This is a genomic window from Herbaspirillum sp. BH-1 (assembly GCF_002870055.1).
In the GTDB taxonomy this organism is placed as follows: Bacteria; Pseudomonadota; Gammaproteobacteria; order Burkholderiales; family Burkholderiaceae_D; genus Herbaspirillum; species Herbaspirillum frisingense.
Window position 1 is genome coordinate 256,791 of record NZ_PKOI01000005.1, and the last position, 15,819, is coordinate 272,609.

Genomic DNA, 15,819 nt, shown 5'->3' on the forward strand with positions numbered 1-15,819 from the left:
TCCTCAGTCCTTCAATAGTTCGGCAACGGCGCTGCGATAGGCGCGACGGGCGCTGTCTTCCAGCGCATGATGACCGGCCGCGACCACCTGGCGGCCGCCGACGTAGACATCGCGTATGGGTTGGCCGTCATGTTCGCAGAAGACCAGCGCCGACAGCAATTGCTCCGGGCTGCGGTCGGCCAGGTTGATGTCCTCGCCGTCGAGGACGATGAAATCGGCACGCTGGCCCACGGCCAGCCCTGCCACAGGGCGTCCGCTGGCAGCGGCACCACCCGCCACGGCACGGGCATACAGGCGCTCGCCGACGATGGGCTCGGCTTCGGAAGCCAGCACGTTGCGGCGGCGATGGTGCAGGCGCTGCCCATACTCCAGCAGGCGCAGTTCGGAGCGCAGGTTGATGGCGATATTGCTGTCCGAGCCGATACCCCAGCGCGTATCGGACTCCAGCAGGCGGGCCGCATCGATGATACCGTCGCCCAGATTGGCTTCGGTCGTCGGGCATAGCCCCACGACAGCACCACTGGCGGCGACGGCCTGGTATTCGGCAGCATCCATGTGGGTGGCATGCACCAGGCACCAGCGTGCGTCGATGGCCTGCAGCGAGTGCAGCAACTGCACCGGTCGCTGGCCGCACCAGGCCAGGCAGTCCTGGACTTCACGTTCCTGTTCGGCGATATGAATATGCACCGGGGCATCCTGTCCGCCGGACTGGTGCCGCAAGCCGCTGACCAGTTCCTCCAGTCCTGCCGGCGATACTGCCCGCAGCGAATGCGGTGCCACGCCATAGCGGCGCATGGGATTTTCCGGCAAGGCGTGCAGCAGACGCTCGCGCAGGGCCAGCAGGCTCTGTGCCGTGCCGATGAAGCGCGCCTGCTCGGCCGAGGTCGGCTGGCTGCCGAAGCCACCATACTGGTACAGCACCGGCAGCAAGGTCATGCCGATGCCGACGTCGCCAGCGGCCTGCATCACCCGCAGCCCCAGTTCGGCCGGATCGGCATAGGCCGCGCCGCCGGGGGCGTGGTGCAGGTAATGGAATTCGCAGACCGAGGTATAGCCTGCCTTGAGCATCTCGATGTAGAGATGGCGGGCGATGGCTTCCAGATGTTCCGGTTGCAGGCGCTGGGCGAAGCGGTACATCAGCTTGCGCCAGCTCCAGAAGGAGTCGGAGGGGCTGCCCATGACTTCGGTCAGCCCGGCCATGGCGCGCTGGAAGGCATGCGAGTGCAGATTGGGCATGCCGGCGATCACCGGGCCGCTGGCGACAGCAGCTTGCCCGGGGGCCTGGTCGGGGCGCGCTTCGATGAGCGCACCGGTCTCGTCCCAGCGCAGCATGACATCGCGGCGCCAGCCTTCCGGCAGCAGGGCCAGCGGGCAGAATATCGTGCCGCCGGCAGCGGGGATGAGGGGTTGAGGGTCTTGTTCGCGAGGCGATGCCATGTGCTCACCTTTATTATGGGCGTTTCTTGAAAATGGATGCCGGGCAAGGCCATACCGCTTGCAGCGGGTGGAAGATGACCATGCCGGCACTTGAGGTACTAGCTCTGCGTTCCTTCAGGGTTGGGGCGGATGCAGACTGCCAGCACCACACTGCCGGGCGTGCACAGCAGGTCAGGCAGGCGCGCACCGCGGCCATCACGCAGGCGGGCGAATTCACCGCAACGCAGGGCTTGCTGCAGACCGCTTTCGTCCGACAGGCAGGCCGCGCCACGCGCCACATACAGCAATGCCGTATCAGCCGGCAGGCAACGGGAATTCTGCTCGCGCAAGACCAGCACCTGGCCGCTTGCGCGTTCGCGCCGGACCATCAGGTTGAAGTCCAGCGTCGGCGCGCCATGCAACTGGACGCTGATGGCCTGTTCACCTGGGAACTCATGCGGTACGAAGCATTCTGCCAGGTCGTGGACGCGCTCACCGTCGGTATACATGCCAAAGCCGCCACCTTCGAGCAAGACGATGGTGCGGTCGATGCCGTTGAAGGTCGAGAACGCGCCATCGGCACCCACGTCGGCCACGCTGACCCGCCACAGGAAACCGGCGAAATCCGACTGCGGTGGCTCCACGCAGAGCTCACGCGTCTGCCCGCCCTCGTTCTTCCAGGGGACGGCGTCAATGCGGCCCAGTTCGCCGACGAACTGGATGGCGCTGGCGTGTTTTTCCGTGCGTGCCGGGGCCGGGGTCGGGGCCTGTGCCTGGCTCAGGTCAAGCGCCATGGGCGACCTCGCGTGCCAGCATGGTCTGCAGGAAGCTGCGGGTGCGGGCTTCGCGCGGCGCAGTGAAGATGGCCGAGGGCGGGCCGGATTCGACGATGCTGCCGTGGTCCATCACCACCACCACATCGGCCACTTCGCGGGCAAAGCCCATTTCATGGGTGACGATGAGCATGGTCATGCCTTCGGCCGCCAGGTCCTTCATCACCTGCAGCACTTCGCCGACCAGCTCCGGGTCGAGCGCCGAGGTCGGTTCGTCGAACAGCATGACCTTGGGGTCCATGGCCAGCGCACGGGCGATCGCCACGCGCTGCTTCTGGCCACCGGACAGCGTGCCGGGGAAGTCCTTGGCCTTGTGTTCCAGGCCGACCTTCTTCAACAGCCGCAGGCCCTGCTCCTGTGCCTCCTTGCGCGGTACGCCACGCAGGCAGGTGGGGGCCAGGGTGATGTTGTCCAGCACGCTCAGGTGGGGGAACAGGTTGAAGGACTGGAACACCATGCCCACTTCGGCGCGCAAGGCGTCGAGCTTGGTTTCGGGCATCATCCGACCGCCCTCCACCACCGGATGGCCGCTGACCACCACGGTGCCGCCTTCGGCGGTCTCCAGGCCGTTCAGGCAGCGCAGGAAGGTACTCTTGCCACTGCCACTGGGACCGATGATGACCACCACCTGGCTGGGTTGAACCGAAAAGTCGATGTTCTTGAGGACGACATGACTGCCAAAGGATTTCTGCAATCCCTTGATTTCGACGATGGGCTGCGACATCAGACCCTCCCTTCCGAACGCAATACTTTCTCGATCCGGCGCAACACCAGGGTGGTGGCGCTGGTGAGAACCAGATAGATGACGGCGATGGCCAGATAGGTTTCCAGCGACCGGTAGGTGACGCTGATGATCTTCTCGCCCTCGTGCATCAGGTCGGCGATGGTCAGCAGCGACACCAGGGCCGAGTTCTTGATCAGCGCGATGAATTCATTGCCCAGTGGCGGGATCATGCGCACGAAGGCCTGCGGCAGGATCACCCGGCGCATGGCCATGCGGTAAGGCAGGCCCAGCGAGCGAGCCGCTTCCATCTGGCCGCGCTCGATGGACTGGATGGAACCGCGCACGATCTCGGAGACATAGGCCCCGCTATAGATGCCCAGCCCGAGAATGCCGCAGACATAGGCCGGCAGCAGCAGGCCCAGGTGCGGCAGCCCGAAGAACCAGAGGAACAGCTGTACCAGCAGCGGTGTGCCCCGGACCAGGGTCAGGTAGACGGTACAGATGCCATAGATGAAGCGTCGCTGCGGGTTGAGACGACCCAGGCCCACCAGCAGGCCCAGCACGCAGCCCAGCACCAGCGAGGCGGCGGTGATTTCCACCGTGATCAGGGTGCCGTGGAGGAGCGCCGGCCAACTGTCCCAGACGCCTGAAAAATCCAGATTCATGAAATGCTCCGGCAAAAGAGGTCCCGTTCCCGGTCGGATCGTCAACGGGCCGGGCCTTGTGCGGTCTCAAGGAAGGAAGATGCGTGAAACTGCGTGAAAAAATGCAGGAAAGTATGCACGTAAGGCAGCGGCCGTCGGCCTCACCGGCTCACGCCGGCCGCTGGCCCGGCCGAAGCCGGTGCTTGAAGCGTAGCTTACTCGCTCTTGCCGAACCACTTGTCGGTCAATGCGGTATAGGTGCCATTGACGCGCAGGGTCTGCAGGGCCTTGTTGAGTTGCTCGGCCAGCTCGGTATCGCCCTTGCGCATGGCGTAACCATAGAGTTCGGTGGTCAGGCCCTTGTCCAGCACACGTACCAGCGGCTGGGTACGGGCATATTCCACCGCCGCGGGACGGCCGGTCACCACCGCATTGACGCGACCGGTGGCCAGCAGGTCGAACATGGCCTGGTTCTTTTCCACTTCCACGCGCTCCACGCCCGGGTAGTTGTCCTTCAGGTAGCTGACCGACTTGGTGCCCACCTGGACCGAGACGCGCTTGCCCTTGTTCAGGTCGTCCGGCACCTTGATGCTGGTGTCGTCACGACGCACCAGCACGGCCAGGCCGCCACGGTAGTAGGGATCGCTGAAGTTGACCACCTTGCGGCGCTCGTCGGTCATGTAGATGGCCGATGCGGCGATGTCGAAACGGTTGGAGATCAGGCCGGGAATGAGGCCCTTGAAATCGATATCGACCCACTGGACCTTCTTGCCCATGGTCTTGGCCAGGGCTTCGATGAGTTCGATGTCGAAGCCGGTGCGCTTGCCATCCTTGACGAATTCCATCGGCGGGAACGTGGCGTCGGTACCCACACGGATCACGTTGTCGGCGGCATGGGCGGCCGGCATGACGGCAGTCAGCATGGCGATGCTGGCGGTGAAGGCGCAAAGAAGCTTGGAAATCTTCATCATGAGTTCCTCAATAGAAACGACAACATGGACTGGACGCCGGAGCATTCCGGCGCGATGGACTGCAAAATCCTAGGGCATCCCGCCGGTCACGGCCCGAGGACGGCGTGACCGGACAGGCTCAAAAACGATTACAGATGCGCTGTGCCGCTTCCACCGTCATGCGCACCAGTTCCTGCTCGCGGTTGCCCACGCGCAGCGCCGGTGCCATCAGGGTGATGGTGCCTTCCAGGCGACCATTGGAGGTCATGATGGGAACGGAGACGCCCCACACGCCCAGGTCGACTTCACTCTCGCTGATGCAGTAGCCGCGGCGACGGATTTCATCGAGCTGGGCTTCCAGCACGGCGACCTCTTCCGGCTTGTCCACGAGCTGGTCGGCCACCAGTTTCTGTTGCAGCTTGCGCGGCATGAAGGCCAGCAGGCTCTTGGCCGAAGCGCCCTTGAGCAGCGGATGCGCCCGGCCCTTGGTGAAGGAACAGCGCAGCGGCTGGTCGCTTTCTTCCATGGCGATGCACACCATCTGACCATTGATCGGCACCAGCAGGCCCACGCTCTCACCGCTGCGCTGGACCAGGGAGATGATCTCTTCCCGGCTCTGGCTGATCAGGTTGGAATTCTGGTCGAAGCCCCAGGCCAGTTGCACGCCGGTCGGACCAGGCTCGAAGGTGCCCGAGTTCATATGCTCCTGCAGCAACCCCCACTTCTTCAGCGAGGCCAGGTGGCGATAGACGGTACTGACCGGCTGTTGCACCATCGCAGCAATCTGCTTGGCGCTCACGGGCTTGCCGGCACGAGCCACGCCGGCGAGGACGTGGAGTACGCGGTCAACAATGGTAGAGGTTTGTGGAGAGTCCATGACGGAAATATAAGGTTAAATTCTCACTCTAGGTGAACGATTCCCGCATATAGGGAAAAAATTTGAAAAAATTTGAAAGGACTTTTCACGTATTCCCAAGCGGCGGGTGAATTTTCTCACCTGTAACGAAAATTTCCTCATGCTATTTTTTAACTGCCTAGTGCTTAAATTGTTATGGTGTCGACACTTCTTCCCTTTTTTAATCAAAGTGCTATGATTAAACGCATCAATTCCCAAAGATTGTCGACACGGTAAAAATGAGATGAGCGAGCTGATTGCGTTGCCCAGTGCCGAACGTGAAGGAGAAACACTGTCCGAACACGTTTTCCGCAAGATCCAGAGCGCCATCGTGCAGGGCGAAATCGCGCCCGGCAGCAAGATTTCCGAACCCGAACTGGCCCGCACCTATGGCATCAGCCGTGGACCATTACGCGAAGCCATCCACCGGCTGGAGGGCCAGAACCTGCTGGTCCGGGTACCGCATGTGGGGGCCCGGGTGGTCTCGCTGACGCTGGAGGGGCTGGTGGAACTGTTCCAGATCCGCGAATCCCTGGAAGGCATGGCCTGCCGCCTGGCCGCCCAACGCATGAGCCGCGCCGAATTGGACGAACTGCGCCGGGTGCTGGAAACCCACGAGAAGGATGAAGCCTTCCAGGCCGGACGCGGCTATTACCAGCAGGAAGGCGACTACGACTTCCATTACAAGATCATCCAGGCCAGCGGCAACCAGATCCTGACCCGCATCCTCTGCGGCGAGCTGTACCAGCTGGCCCGCATGTACCGCATCCAGTATTCCGCCACCCCCAACCGCCCGCGCCAGGCCTTTGCCGAACACCACCGCATTCTCGATGCCCTGGCCGACGGCGACGGCGAACTGGCCGACCTGCTCATGCGGCGCCACATCGGCGCCTCCCGTCGCAACATCGAACAACAGATCGCGCAAAGGGCGAGCAGCAGCGCGAACAGCAGGCGCGATCAGGCCTGAGCGCAGTCATCGCCACGAAACAGCCCAACCCACAATCATTCCAATTCCATCAACGAGACACGAGCCAACTGCCATGAATACCCAATACCGCAAGCCACTGCCCGGCACTCGCCTGGATTACTTCGACGCCCGCGCTGCGGTGGAAGCCATCCGCGCCGGCGCCTGGGAGGGACTGCCCTACACTTCCCGCGTGCTGGCCGAGAACCTGGTGCGCCGCTGCGACCCCGCCACCCTCTCCGATTCGCTGCGTCAGCTCATCGAGCGCAAGCGCGAACTGGACTTTCCCTGGTTCCCGGCGCGCGTGGTGTGCCATGACATCCTTGGCCAGACCGCGCTGGTGGACCTGGCCGGCCTGCGCGATGCGATTGCCGACATGGGTGGCGATCCGGCCAAGGTCAACCCCGTGGTGCCGGTACAACTGATCGTGGACCATTCGCTGGCGGTGGAATGTGGCGGCGACGACCCGCAGGCCTTCGAGAAGAACCGTGCCATCGAGGATCGCCGCAATGAAGACCGTTTCCACTTCATCGACTGGACCAAGCTGGCCTTCGAGAATGTGGACGTGATCCCGCCTGGCAACGGGATCATGCACCAGATCAATCTGGAGAAGATGTCGCCGGTGATCCATGCCAAGGATGGCGTGGCCTTCCCCGACACCCTGGTCGGCACCGACAGCCATACCCCGCACGTGGATGCGCTGGGCGTCATCGCCATCGGCGTGGGTGGACTGGAAGCCGAGAACGTCATGCTGGGCCGCGCCTCCTGGATGCGCCTGCCCGACATCATCGGTGTGGAGCTGACGGGTCGTCGCCAGCCCGGCATTACCGCCACCGACATCGTGCTCTCGCTGACCGAGTTCCTGCGCAAGCAGAAGGTGGTGGGCGCCTATCTGGAATTCTATGGCGACGGCGCTGCCAGCCTGACCCTCGGCGACCGCGCCACCATCTCCAACATGGCCCCGGAATATGGCGCCACCGCCGCCATGTTCTCCATCGACCAGCAGACCATCGACTATCTCAAGCTGACCGGCCGTGAAGACGAGCAGGTCAAGCTGGTGGAAACCTATGCCAAGGAAGCCGGCCTGTGGTCCGACACCCTGGTCAAGGCCGAGTACGAGCGCGTGCTGCGCTTCGACCTTTCCACCGTGGTGCGCACCCTGGCCGGCCCCAGCAACCCACACAAGCGACTGCCGGTCTCCGAGCTGGCAGCTCAAGGCATCGCCGGCAAGGTCGAGAACGAACCGGGCAAGATGCCCGACGGCGCCGTCATCATCGCCGCCATCACCAGCTGCACCAACACCAGCAACCCGCGCAACGTGATCGCGGCCGCGCTGCTGGCGCGTAACGCCAATCGACTGGGGCTGGAACGCAAGCCCTGGGTCAAGAGCTCGCTGGCGCCTGGCTCCAAGGCGGTCGAACTGTACCTGGACGAAGCCGGCCTGACTGCCGACCTGGAGAAACTGGGCTTTGGCATCGTGGCCTTCGCCTGCACCACCTGCAATGGCATGTCCGGCGCGCTCGACCCCAAGATCCAGCAGGAAATCATCGATCGCGACCTCTATAGCACTGCCGTGCTGTCCGGCAACCGCAACTTCGACGGCCGCATCCACCCTTATGCCAAACAGGCCTTCCTGGCCTCGCCGCCGCTGGTGGTGGCCTATGCGATTGCCGGCACCATCCGCTTCGACATCGAGCAGGACGTGCTGGGCAAGGCCGCCGACGGCCGCGAGATCCGCCTCAAGGACATCTGGCCCAGCGACGAGGAGATCGACGCCGTGGTCGCCAGCGCCGTCAAGCCGCAGCAGTTCCGCAATGTCTATACCCCGATGTTCTCGGCCCGCGTGGATCGCAGCCAATCGGTCAGCCCGCTGTACAACTGGCGCGCGCAGAGCACCTACATCCGCCGTCCGCCCTACTGGGAAGGCGCGCTGGCCGGCGAGCGCACGCTCTCGGGCATGCGTCCCCTGGCCGTACTGGGTGACAACATCACCACCGACCACCTCTCGCCCTCCAACGCCATCCTGCTCGACAGCGCCGCCGGCGAATACCTCGCCAAGATGGGCCTGCCGGAAGAAGACTTCAATTCCTACGCCACCCACCGCGGCGACCACCTGACCGCGCAGCGCGCCACCTTCGCCAATCCCAAGCTATTCAACGAGATGGTGAAGAAAGCCGATGGCAGCGTGCAGCAAGGTTCGCTGGCGCGCCTGGAGCCGGAAGGCAAAGTCATGCGCATGTGGGAAACCATCGAAGCCTACATGGAACGCAAGCAGCCGCTGATCATCATCGCCGGCGCCGACTATGGCCAGGGTTCTTCGCGCGACTGGGCCGCCAAGGGCGTGCGCCTGGCCGGTGTGGAAGCCATTGTGGCCGAGGGCTTCGAACGCATCCACCGCACCAACCTGATCGGCATGGGCGTGCTGCCGCTGGAGTTCAAGGCTGGAGAGAATCGCAACACCTATGCCATCGACGGTACCGAAACCTATGACGTCATCGGCCAGCGCCGCCCGCGCGCGGACCTGACCCTGGTCATCCATCGCAAGAACGGCGAACGCGTCGAGGTGCCGGTGACCTGCCGTCTCGATACCGCCGAAGAAGTCTCGATCTATGAAGCCGGCGGCGTGCTGCAACGCTTCGCCCAGGACTTCCTGGAAGCCTCCGCCAGTGCCGGCCAGAAAGCAAAGGAACAGGCATGAGCCAAGTCCCCCAGATCCGTATCCCCGCCACCTACCTGCGTGGCGGCACCAGCAAGGGCGTCTTCTTCAAGCTGGACGACCTGCCCGAAGCCGCCCGCGTACCGGGTCGCGCCCGTGACAAGCTGCTCCAGCGCGTCATCGGCAGCCCCGATCCCTATGGCAAGCAGATCGACGGCATGGGCGGCGCCACCTCCAGCACCAGCAAGACGGTCATCATCTCGCGCAGCAGCCGTCCCGGCCATGACGTCGACTATCTGTTCGGCCAGGTTTCCATCGACAAGGACTTCGTGGACTGGAGCGGCAATTGCGGCAACCTGTCGGCGGCCGTCGGGCCGTTTGCCATTGCCGCCGGTCTGGTCGATCCGTCCAAGCTGCCGCAGGATGGCGTAGCCGTCATCACCATCTGGCAAGCCAATATCGGCAAGACCATCGTGGCGCATGTCCCGATCCGGGGCGGCCAGGTGCAGGAAACCGGTGACTTCGAACTGGACGGCGTGACCTTCCCGGCCGCCGAAGTGCAACTTGAATTCATGGACCCGGCGGCCGAGGAAGAAGGCGCCGGCGGTGCCATGTTCCCCACCGGGAACGTGGTCGACACGCTGGACGTGCCCGGCGTGGGCAGCTTCCAGGCCACCATGATCAATGCCGGCATTCCGACCATCTTCCTCAATGCGGAAGAGATCGGCTACACCGGCACCGAGCTGCAGGACGCCATCAACAGCGACCCGGCCGCGCTGGCCCGTTTCGAGACCATCCGCGCGCATGGCGCCATCCGCATGGGCTTGATCACCAAGGTAGAAGAAGCCGCCACCCGCCAGCACACGCCCAAGGTGGCCTTCCTGGCCAAGCCGAAGGAATATGTCTCGTCCAGCGGCAAGACGGTCGGCGTGCAGGATACCGACGTACTGGTGCGCGCCATGTCCATGGGCAAGCTGCACCACGCCATGATGGGGACCGCAGCGGTGGCTATCGGCACGGCCGCAGCCATCCCCGGCACCCTGGTCAACCTGGCCGCCGGTGGTGGCGAACGCACCAGCGTGCGCTTCGGCCACCCCTCCGGCACCTTGCGCGTGGGCGCCGAGGCCAGGCTGGAAGACGGTCAGTGGGTCGTCACCAAGGCCATCATGAGCCGCAGTGCCCGGGTGCTGATGGAAGGTTGGGTGCGGGTGCCGGGCGACGCTTTCTGACCCGGCAACCGCTCGTCTAGCGCCAGTGCTTCAGCCGCGAGGTCTTGCCGATACCGGGGTTGAAGCTGTTGGTCGGGTCGAGCCTGCGATAGAAATCTTCCAGTGCGGGTTCGGCCCGGTATTGATGGCCGACGTTATGTTCGGCCGGGTACTTGGCGCCCTTGGCGTCGAGTAGGGCCAGGATGGCTGATTTGACCTGCTCGCAGTCTTCCCCCTTCCGGACCAGGTATTCCTGGTGCATCACGTGGCAAAAGAAGTGCCCGCAATACATGGTGAAGCGGATCTTCTCGGCGATCTCGTGCGGCAATTGCTCGAACCAGTCGCGGGTATTGCGCGGCAGCGCGATATCCAGCGCCACGATGTCTTCCACTTCCTGCGCATGGACGGCGCGATAGCGCACGATGGCGGCGCCCACCACGAAGCGGTTGAGGAAGGCCGCGCTGCCCTCGGCAGCATCACATTCTAAGAAATCCCCCGTCGCCGATGGCATGCGTGCCTGCAGGAAGCCTCGCGCAAAGTCTGTGCCGTCTTCGCTCATCTTCAGCAGCAGATGGTGCTGATAACGATCCCGATATTGCGTCAGCCGCACCGGCAAATGTCGCGGCAACCATCTGGAGAGCCGCTGCAGCAGGCGATCACTGCAGCCGGGGCGCAGGCCCAGCCGCTCCAGCCAGGCGTCGGCCCGGCTCTTCATGGCGAAGGCCTGCATCAGACGTTCCGTGCCGAAGTGATGGATGAAGAGGAACAGGTCCTTGCCGTAGCGCTCGCTGGCCTCGAAGGCGGATCGGTGCATGTATTCGCCGGCAATCGGCAGATGCGGCGACTGTTGCAACAGTCCGCGCCGGATGTCTTCCAGCTCGGCGGCGTCGTTGCTGCCGATGTAGAACACGGTGGACGAAGCATCGGCCGCAAAGGTGTCCAGCCGCAGGGCGAATACCACCACGTGACCGGCCGAGCCTGAGGCTTCATAGAGGCGGCGCGGGTCGGCGTTGTAGCGGGCTGGCGTGGCGGCGTCGACATCGCGCACATGCTGGGCATACTCATGATCGGACGCATGGCGACCACCGCAGTCGCAGTCGGCAGCAGCACTAGCGCCACCTGCATTGGTATTGGGCAACTGGCCGCTGTCCAGGCGGTCGAGGATTTCTTCCGGTGTCTCTCCCAATTCCAGCCCCAGATGATTGACCAGACGCAGTTGGCCGTCGCCATCCACCTGCGCATACAGCGCCAACTGGGTGTAGGCCGGACCACGGCGTATCAGCGAGCCACCGGAGTTGTTGCAGATGCCGCCGGTGACGGAGGCGCCCATGCAGCTGGATCCGATCACCGAATGCGGCTCGCGCCCGAGCGGTTTCAGGGTGCGTTCCAGCTGGTCCAGCGTGACGCCGGGCTGGGTCAGCACCTGCTGTCCCTGTGCCAGCAGTTCCAGCCGACGCAGGCGCAAGGTGTTGAGTACGATCACGGGCCGGTCATAGCCCGCTTCGGCCGGGCTGGAGCCGCCCGTCAGGCCGGTGTTGGCGGCCTGGCAGATGACGATGGTATCGGCCGCGTGACAGGCCTGCAGCACCTGCCACATCTGGCGCAGGCTGCCGGGGCGCACCACGGCGGCCGCGTCACCCTGGCCATAGCGATAGCCCCGGCAATAGCGACGCTTGGCGGCGGCGCTGGTCAGCACGTGGGGCGGGCCCACGATGTCCTGCAGACTGCGGATCAAGGCTTCCATCGTCGGGTTCACTGGACGAAGAAGCGCACGCGGATGGCGTCGATGGCAACGGCGATAAAGATCATCACCCCGCCAATCATGCCGACATAGAACGAGGGCACGTTGGTGATGGCCAGGCCGACCTGGATCACCGTCAGCAACAGCACGCCACCGAGGATGCCCAGTACGCTGCCACGCCCGCCGAATACGCTCACACCGCCGATGATGGGGGCGGCGATCGCATACAGCAGATAGCTCGCGCCCTGGTTGGAGGTGATGGCGATCTGCCAGGAAGCCAGCAGATAACCGGCAACACCCGCCAGGAAACCGGCCAGTGCGTAGCAGATGATCTTGATCCGGTGCACCCGGATGCCGGCCGCATGCGAGGCCAGCGCATTGCCGCCCACGGCGTAGATGGAACGGCCCAGCACGGTCCGGCGCAGCAGCACCGACATCGCCAGCAAAGCCAGCACGAAGATCACCGGCATGATCGGCCAGCCGCCCAGGGTGGCCGAGCCGATCCAGATATAGCCATCGTCGAGGTTGGTGATGGTCTTGCCCTGGGTCAGCGCCAGCAAGGCGCCCTGCAGCACGATCATCATGGACAGCGTCTGGATCAGCGAGACCATGCGCAGTCGGGTGATGCACAGGCCGTTGAACCAGCCGATCAGGGTGGCCACCGCCACGCCGGCCAGCATGGTGATCCACCATGGCCCGCCGACGCTGGCATACAGCCAGGCGCCGATGGCCGAGGAAAAGCCCAGGTTGGCCGGCAGCGACAGGTCGATCTCGCCCACCAGCAATGGCAGGGCCACTGCCAGCGCCAGCAGGCCCAGCACGGTGGCCTGGACCAGGATGTTCTGCAGGTTCATCACGCTGAGGAAGAACTGGCTGAACAGGCCGAAGCCCAGCACCAGGGCCACCAGCCAGATCCAGACCACATTGCGCAGTACCCAGCCCAGTACCTGGCGTGGCCGGTGTGATGAACTGCCCTGTGGCCTGCCTTGTGGGCCAGGTTGTCCGCTGGCGGACTGCGGGGCGCCGGGCGTGGCGCCGATTTCTGTTGCGCTTGTCATGCGGGTGTCTCCTTTTGTCATGGTCTGTTCCAGGCGGCGCTCATTGCGAAAGCTGACGCAGCCTGTCAGTACTGATGTCGTCGCCCTCGACCACGTGGGCGATACGCCCACGCTGGAAGATGCAGACGCGGTCCGCTGCCCGGGCCAGTTCATCGACATCGGTGGAGACGATGATCACGCTCACGCCGGCCCGGCTCAGCTGATCGAGGATGCGCAGGACATCCTGCTTGACACCCACGTCGATGCCACGGGTCGGCTCGTCCAGGATCAGCAGGCGCGGCATGGTCGCCAGCACACGCCCCAGGCAGACCTTTTGCTGGTTGCCGCCGCTGAGGGTATTGACGGCCTCGTCAGCGCTGCCGGCCTTGATGCCCATGCGGGTGAAGTAGGAGGAACAGACCTGCTGCTCCTGTCCACGATCCACCAGGCCGCGCCGGATGCGCTGACGCAGTGAGGACAGCGCGATGTTTTCACGGATCGACAGATGCCCCACCACACCGTCGCGACGGCGGTCGTCGGAAAGATAGGCGATGCCCATGGCGAAGGCCTGATCAGGCGTCTGCGGCACGCGGGCCGTCGCCTCGCGTGCAAAGGCGATCTGCCCGGCCTGCAGCGGTGCCAGGCCGAACAGGCTACGCGCCAGCTCCTTGGCGCCCTCCCCCGGCAAGCCGGTGAAACCGACGATTTCGCCGGTGCGGATGTCCAGCCGCGCCACGTCCAGCCGGTCTCCCCGCACGCCGCTCAGGCGGATGCCCTCTTCGCCCTTGGGGGATAGAGTGCGATCGCGCTGGAACAGGTCCAGCTCGCGCCCGAGGACGAACTCGGAGAGCCGGGAGGAATTCAGGCTGCCCACCTCCTCGCAATTGGCCACCAGTTCGCCATCGCGCAGCACGGTGACGGCATCGCAGATGTCGAGGATTTCATCGTTGAAGTGGGAAATGAAGAGAAAGGTCACGCCAGATGCGCGCAGCTGTCGCATGAAATCGAACAGCTGCAGCCGGTCCGGCACCGTCAGCGAGGCTGTTGGCTCATCGAGGATGATGACGCTGCCGCCGGAGAACATGGCCCGCAGGATATTGAGCTTGCGACGGGCGACGGCATCCAGGCTACCGGCCAGCCGGTCGGCCTCGATACCGGTGCCGGCCAGCATGCGCGTGGCGTTCTCGCGCATGCGGCGCCAGGCGATGAAGCCGCGTGAGGCCGGCCAGAGGCCAAGCATCAGGTTTTCCATCACCGACATGTGCTCGATGATCATCGGTTCCTGTGGTACCAGGAAGACGCCGGCGGCTTCCATGCGCTTGACGTCGGCGCCCTGGATTTCCTCGCCGTTCAGGAAAATGCGGCCTTCGCTGGGAGCGCGCTGGCCGGAAATGATGCCCACCAGCGTGCTCTTGCCGGCACCGTTTTCGCCGAGCAGGCCGTGGATGCTGCCACGGCGGATGCCCAGGTTGATGGAACGCAGTGCATGGAAGGCGCCATAGCGCTTGCTGATGTTTTCCACGCGCAGGGCCAGGTCCGCTTGGGCCTGTACCGATGCACGGGGAGCTGCTTGGGTCGTCATGGCGCCTCCTTGGCGAGTGGTGATCCGCTATTGGCCGCTATTGGCTCATCGGCCGGCAGGCCATCAGGTATAGGCGATGCCCCAGACCTTCTCGGCCACGTAACCCCAGTGCCGCTGGTCGGCGGCATTGCTGCGGTCGATCACGAAGGGCGGAATGATCAGCGTGGGACCGGTCTGGCCCTTGACGATCTGGCCCTTCTCCCAGAAGTATTTCTTGTTCTCGTACGGCCCGATGGGGACTTCCTTGCCGGGGATGGAATACTTGACCAGCATTTCCACCGCCACCTCGCCATAGGCGATCGGGTCCTGCGAGACGCAGGCGTCCATGTAGCCATCCTGGATCCAGCGCAGCGCCACCGGCTCGCCATCGATGGTGACGAAGATGACGTGGTCCTTTTCATCGACCTTCTTCCAGCGGTTCTTCTGCTGCAGGGCGGTGGCGATGCCGCGTGCCGGCGAATCGCTGGGCGCGTGCACGGCGTCCAGGTCGGGATGTTCGGACAGCGTGGCCAGCGTGACGGACAGCATCTGGTCCAGCTTGCCTTCGGTGGGTCGGGCAATGTAGGTGATGCCGGGATACTTGGCGAACTCGGCATCCATGCCCTCCTTGCGCTGGCGCCAGGCCACGCTGGCCAGCGCGCCGTAGCAGTTGAGCACCTTGCCCTTGGGGCTGCCGTGCTTCTTGATCAGGCGGTTGATGATTTCCCTGGCGGCCATGACGCCGCCCAGGCGGTTGTCGAAGCTGACGGTGACGGCGACGTTGCCGCTCTCGGCCGGGGTATCGATGATGGCCACCGGGATCTTCTGCTGGTTGTAGCGGCGCAGCGCGCTGACGATGGCCTGGCTGTCGATCGGGTCCGACACCAGCGCCGCCGGCCGCGAGAGCATCAGCGATTGCCATTGCTCCAGCTGGCGGGTGTTGTCGAAGCTGGCGTTGGTGGCCTGGAAGCTGCCCTGGTTGGCTTCGACGGCGCGCTTCACGGCCGCCTCCTCGATCACGAAGAAGTAATAGTCCAGGCTCTTGTTGCTGAACGGGATCAGCAGTTTCTGCTGCGCCGACGCCCAGCGCGTGGTGGCCATGGCGCCCAGTGCCAGGCTGCCCAGGACGATCTGGCGACGGGTGGATGGGTGATTGTGCTTCATGTCTACCTCCAAATGATTTATATAGT

General features: G+C 64.2%; 13 protein-coding genes. 3 read left to right on the forward strand and 10 right to left on the reverse strand.

The features are described 5' to 3' along the window. Window positions 1-3 precede the first annotated feature (3 nt). The 6 genes from HBH1_RS09455 to HBH1_RS09480 all read right to left on the reverse strand — a co-directional run bounded on the left by HBH1_RS09455 (window position 4) and on the right by HBH1_RS09480 (window position 5,444). Window positions 4-1,437 carry a formimidoylglutamate deiminase gene (locus HBH1_RS09455; RefSeq protein WP_102662534.1) on the reverse strand — a complete coding sequence of 478 codons (1,434 nt, stop codon included), beginning with the start codon at window positions 1,435-1,437 and terminating at the stop codon, window positions 4-6. 98 nt (window positions 1,438-1,535) lie between these two features. Continuing rightward, the gene (locus HBH1_RS09460) at window positions 1,536-2,210 is read right to left on the reverse strand and encodes a HutD/Ves family protein (protein WP_199181554.1); all 675 of its coding nucleotides are present in this window, start codon (window positions 2,208-2,210) and stop codon (window positions 1,536-1,538) included. Continuing rightward, window positions 2,200-2,973 (reverse strand): amino acid ABC transporter ATP-binding protein, encoded by a 774-nt coding sequence (locus HBH1_RS09465; RefSeq protein WP_102662535.1) that lies wholly within the window; start codon window positions 2,971-2,973, stop codon window positions 2,200-2,202. Before HBH1_RS09465 ends, HBH1_RS09460 begins: the two co-directional genes overlap by 11 nt. Beyond that, the gene (locus HBH1_RS09470) at window positions 2,973-3,638 is read right to left on the reverse strand and encodes an amino acid ABC transporter permease (RefSeq protein WP_102662536.1); all 666 of its coding nucleotides are present in this window, start codon (window positions 3,636-3,638) and stop codon (window positions 2,973-2,975) included. Before HBH1_RS09470 ends, HBH1_RS09465 begins: the two co-directional genes overlap by 1 nt. A 194-nt stretch (window positions 3,639-3,832) precedes the next feature. Beyond that, entirely contained in the window at window positions 3,833-4,585 is a 753-nt protein-coding gene (locus HBH1_RS09475; RefSeq protein WP_102662537.1) for a glutamine ABC transporter substrate-binding protein, read from the reverse strand. 121 nt (window positions 4,586-4,706) lie between these two features. Continuing rightward, window positions 4,707-5,444, reverse strand: a complete 738-nt coding sequence (locus HBH1_RS09480) for an IclR family transcriptional regulator (RefSeq protein ID WP_102662538.1) — start codon at window positions 5,442-5,444, stop codon at window positions 4,707-4,709. A 262-nt stretch (window positions 5,445-5,706) separates the two neighbouring features. Here HBH1_RS09480 and HBH1_RS09485 point away from each other — a divergent pair, with 262 nt between their 5' ends. The 3 genes from HBH1_RS09485 to prpF all read left to right on the forward strand — a co-directional run bounded on the left by HBH1_RS09485 (window position 5,707) and on the right by prpF (window position 10,311). After that, entirely contained in the window at window positions 5,707-6,429 is a 723-nt protein-coding gene (locus tag HBH1_RS09485) for a GntR family transcriptional regulator (protein WP_102662539.1), read from the forward strand. A gap of 73 nt (window positions 6,430-6,502) precedes the next feature. Beyond that, window positions 6,503-9,124 (forward strand): Fe/S-dependent 2-methylisocitrate dehydratase AcnD, encoded by a 2,622-nt coding sequence (gene acnD / locus HBH1_RS09490; RefSeq protein WP_102662540.1) that lies wholly within the window; start codon window positions 6,503-6,505, stop codon window positions 9,122-9,124. Further along, window positions 9,121-10,311 (forward strand): 2-methylaconitate cis-trans isomerase PrpF, encoded by a 1,191-nt coding sequence (gene prpF / locus HBH1_RS09495; protein WP_102662541.1) that lies wholly within the window; start codon window positions 9,121-9,123, stop codon window positions 10,309-10,311. The genes acnD and prpF overlap by 4 nt, the downstream gene beginning before the upstream one ends. 16 nt (window positions 10,312-10,327) lie before the next feature. Here the strand turns inward: prpF and dld are convergent, their stop codons facing one another. From dld to HBH1_RS09515, 4 genes are all read right to left on the reverse strand, one after another. Continuing rightward, window positions 10,328-12,034 (reverse strand): D-lactate dehydrogenase, encoded by a 1,707-nt coding sequence (gene dld, locus HBH1_RS09500; RefSeq protein ID WP_199181555.1) that lies wholly within the window; start codon window positions 12,032-12,034, stop codon window positions 10,328-10,330. Window positions 12,035-12,042: 8 nt separating this feature from the next. Further along, on the reverse strand, window positions 12,043-13,089 hold the full coding sequence (locus tag HBH1_RS09505) for an ABC transporter permease (protein WP_006464860.1): 1,047 nt from the start codon (window positions 13,087-13,089) through the stop codon (window positions 12,043-12,045). Window positions 13,090-13,129: 40 nt separating this feature from the next. Then, window positions 13,130-14,650, reverse strand: a complete 1,521-nt coding sequence (locus HBH1_RS09510) for a sugar ABC transporter ATP-binding protein (RefSeq protein WP_102662542.1) — start codon at window positions 14,648-14,650, stop codon at window positions 13,130-13,132. A gap of 63 nt (window positions 14,651-14,713) precedes the next feature. Then, on the reverse strand, window positions 14,714-15,793 hold the full coding sequence (locus tag HBH1_RS09515) for a sugar ABC transporter substrate-binding protein (protein WP_102662543.1): 1,080 nt from the start codon (window positions 15,791-15,793) through the stop codon (window positions 14,714-14,716). Between the last annotated feature and the right edge of the window lie 26 nt (window positions 15,794-15,819).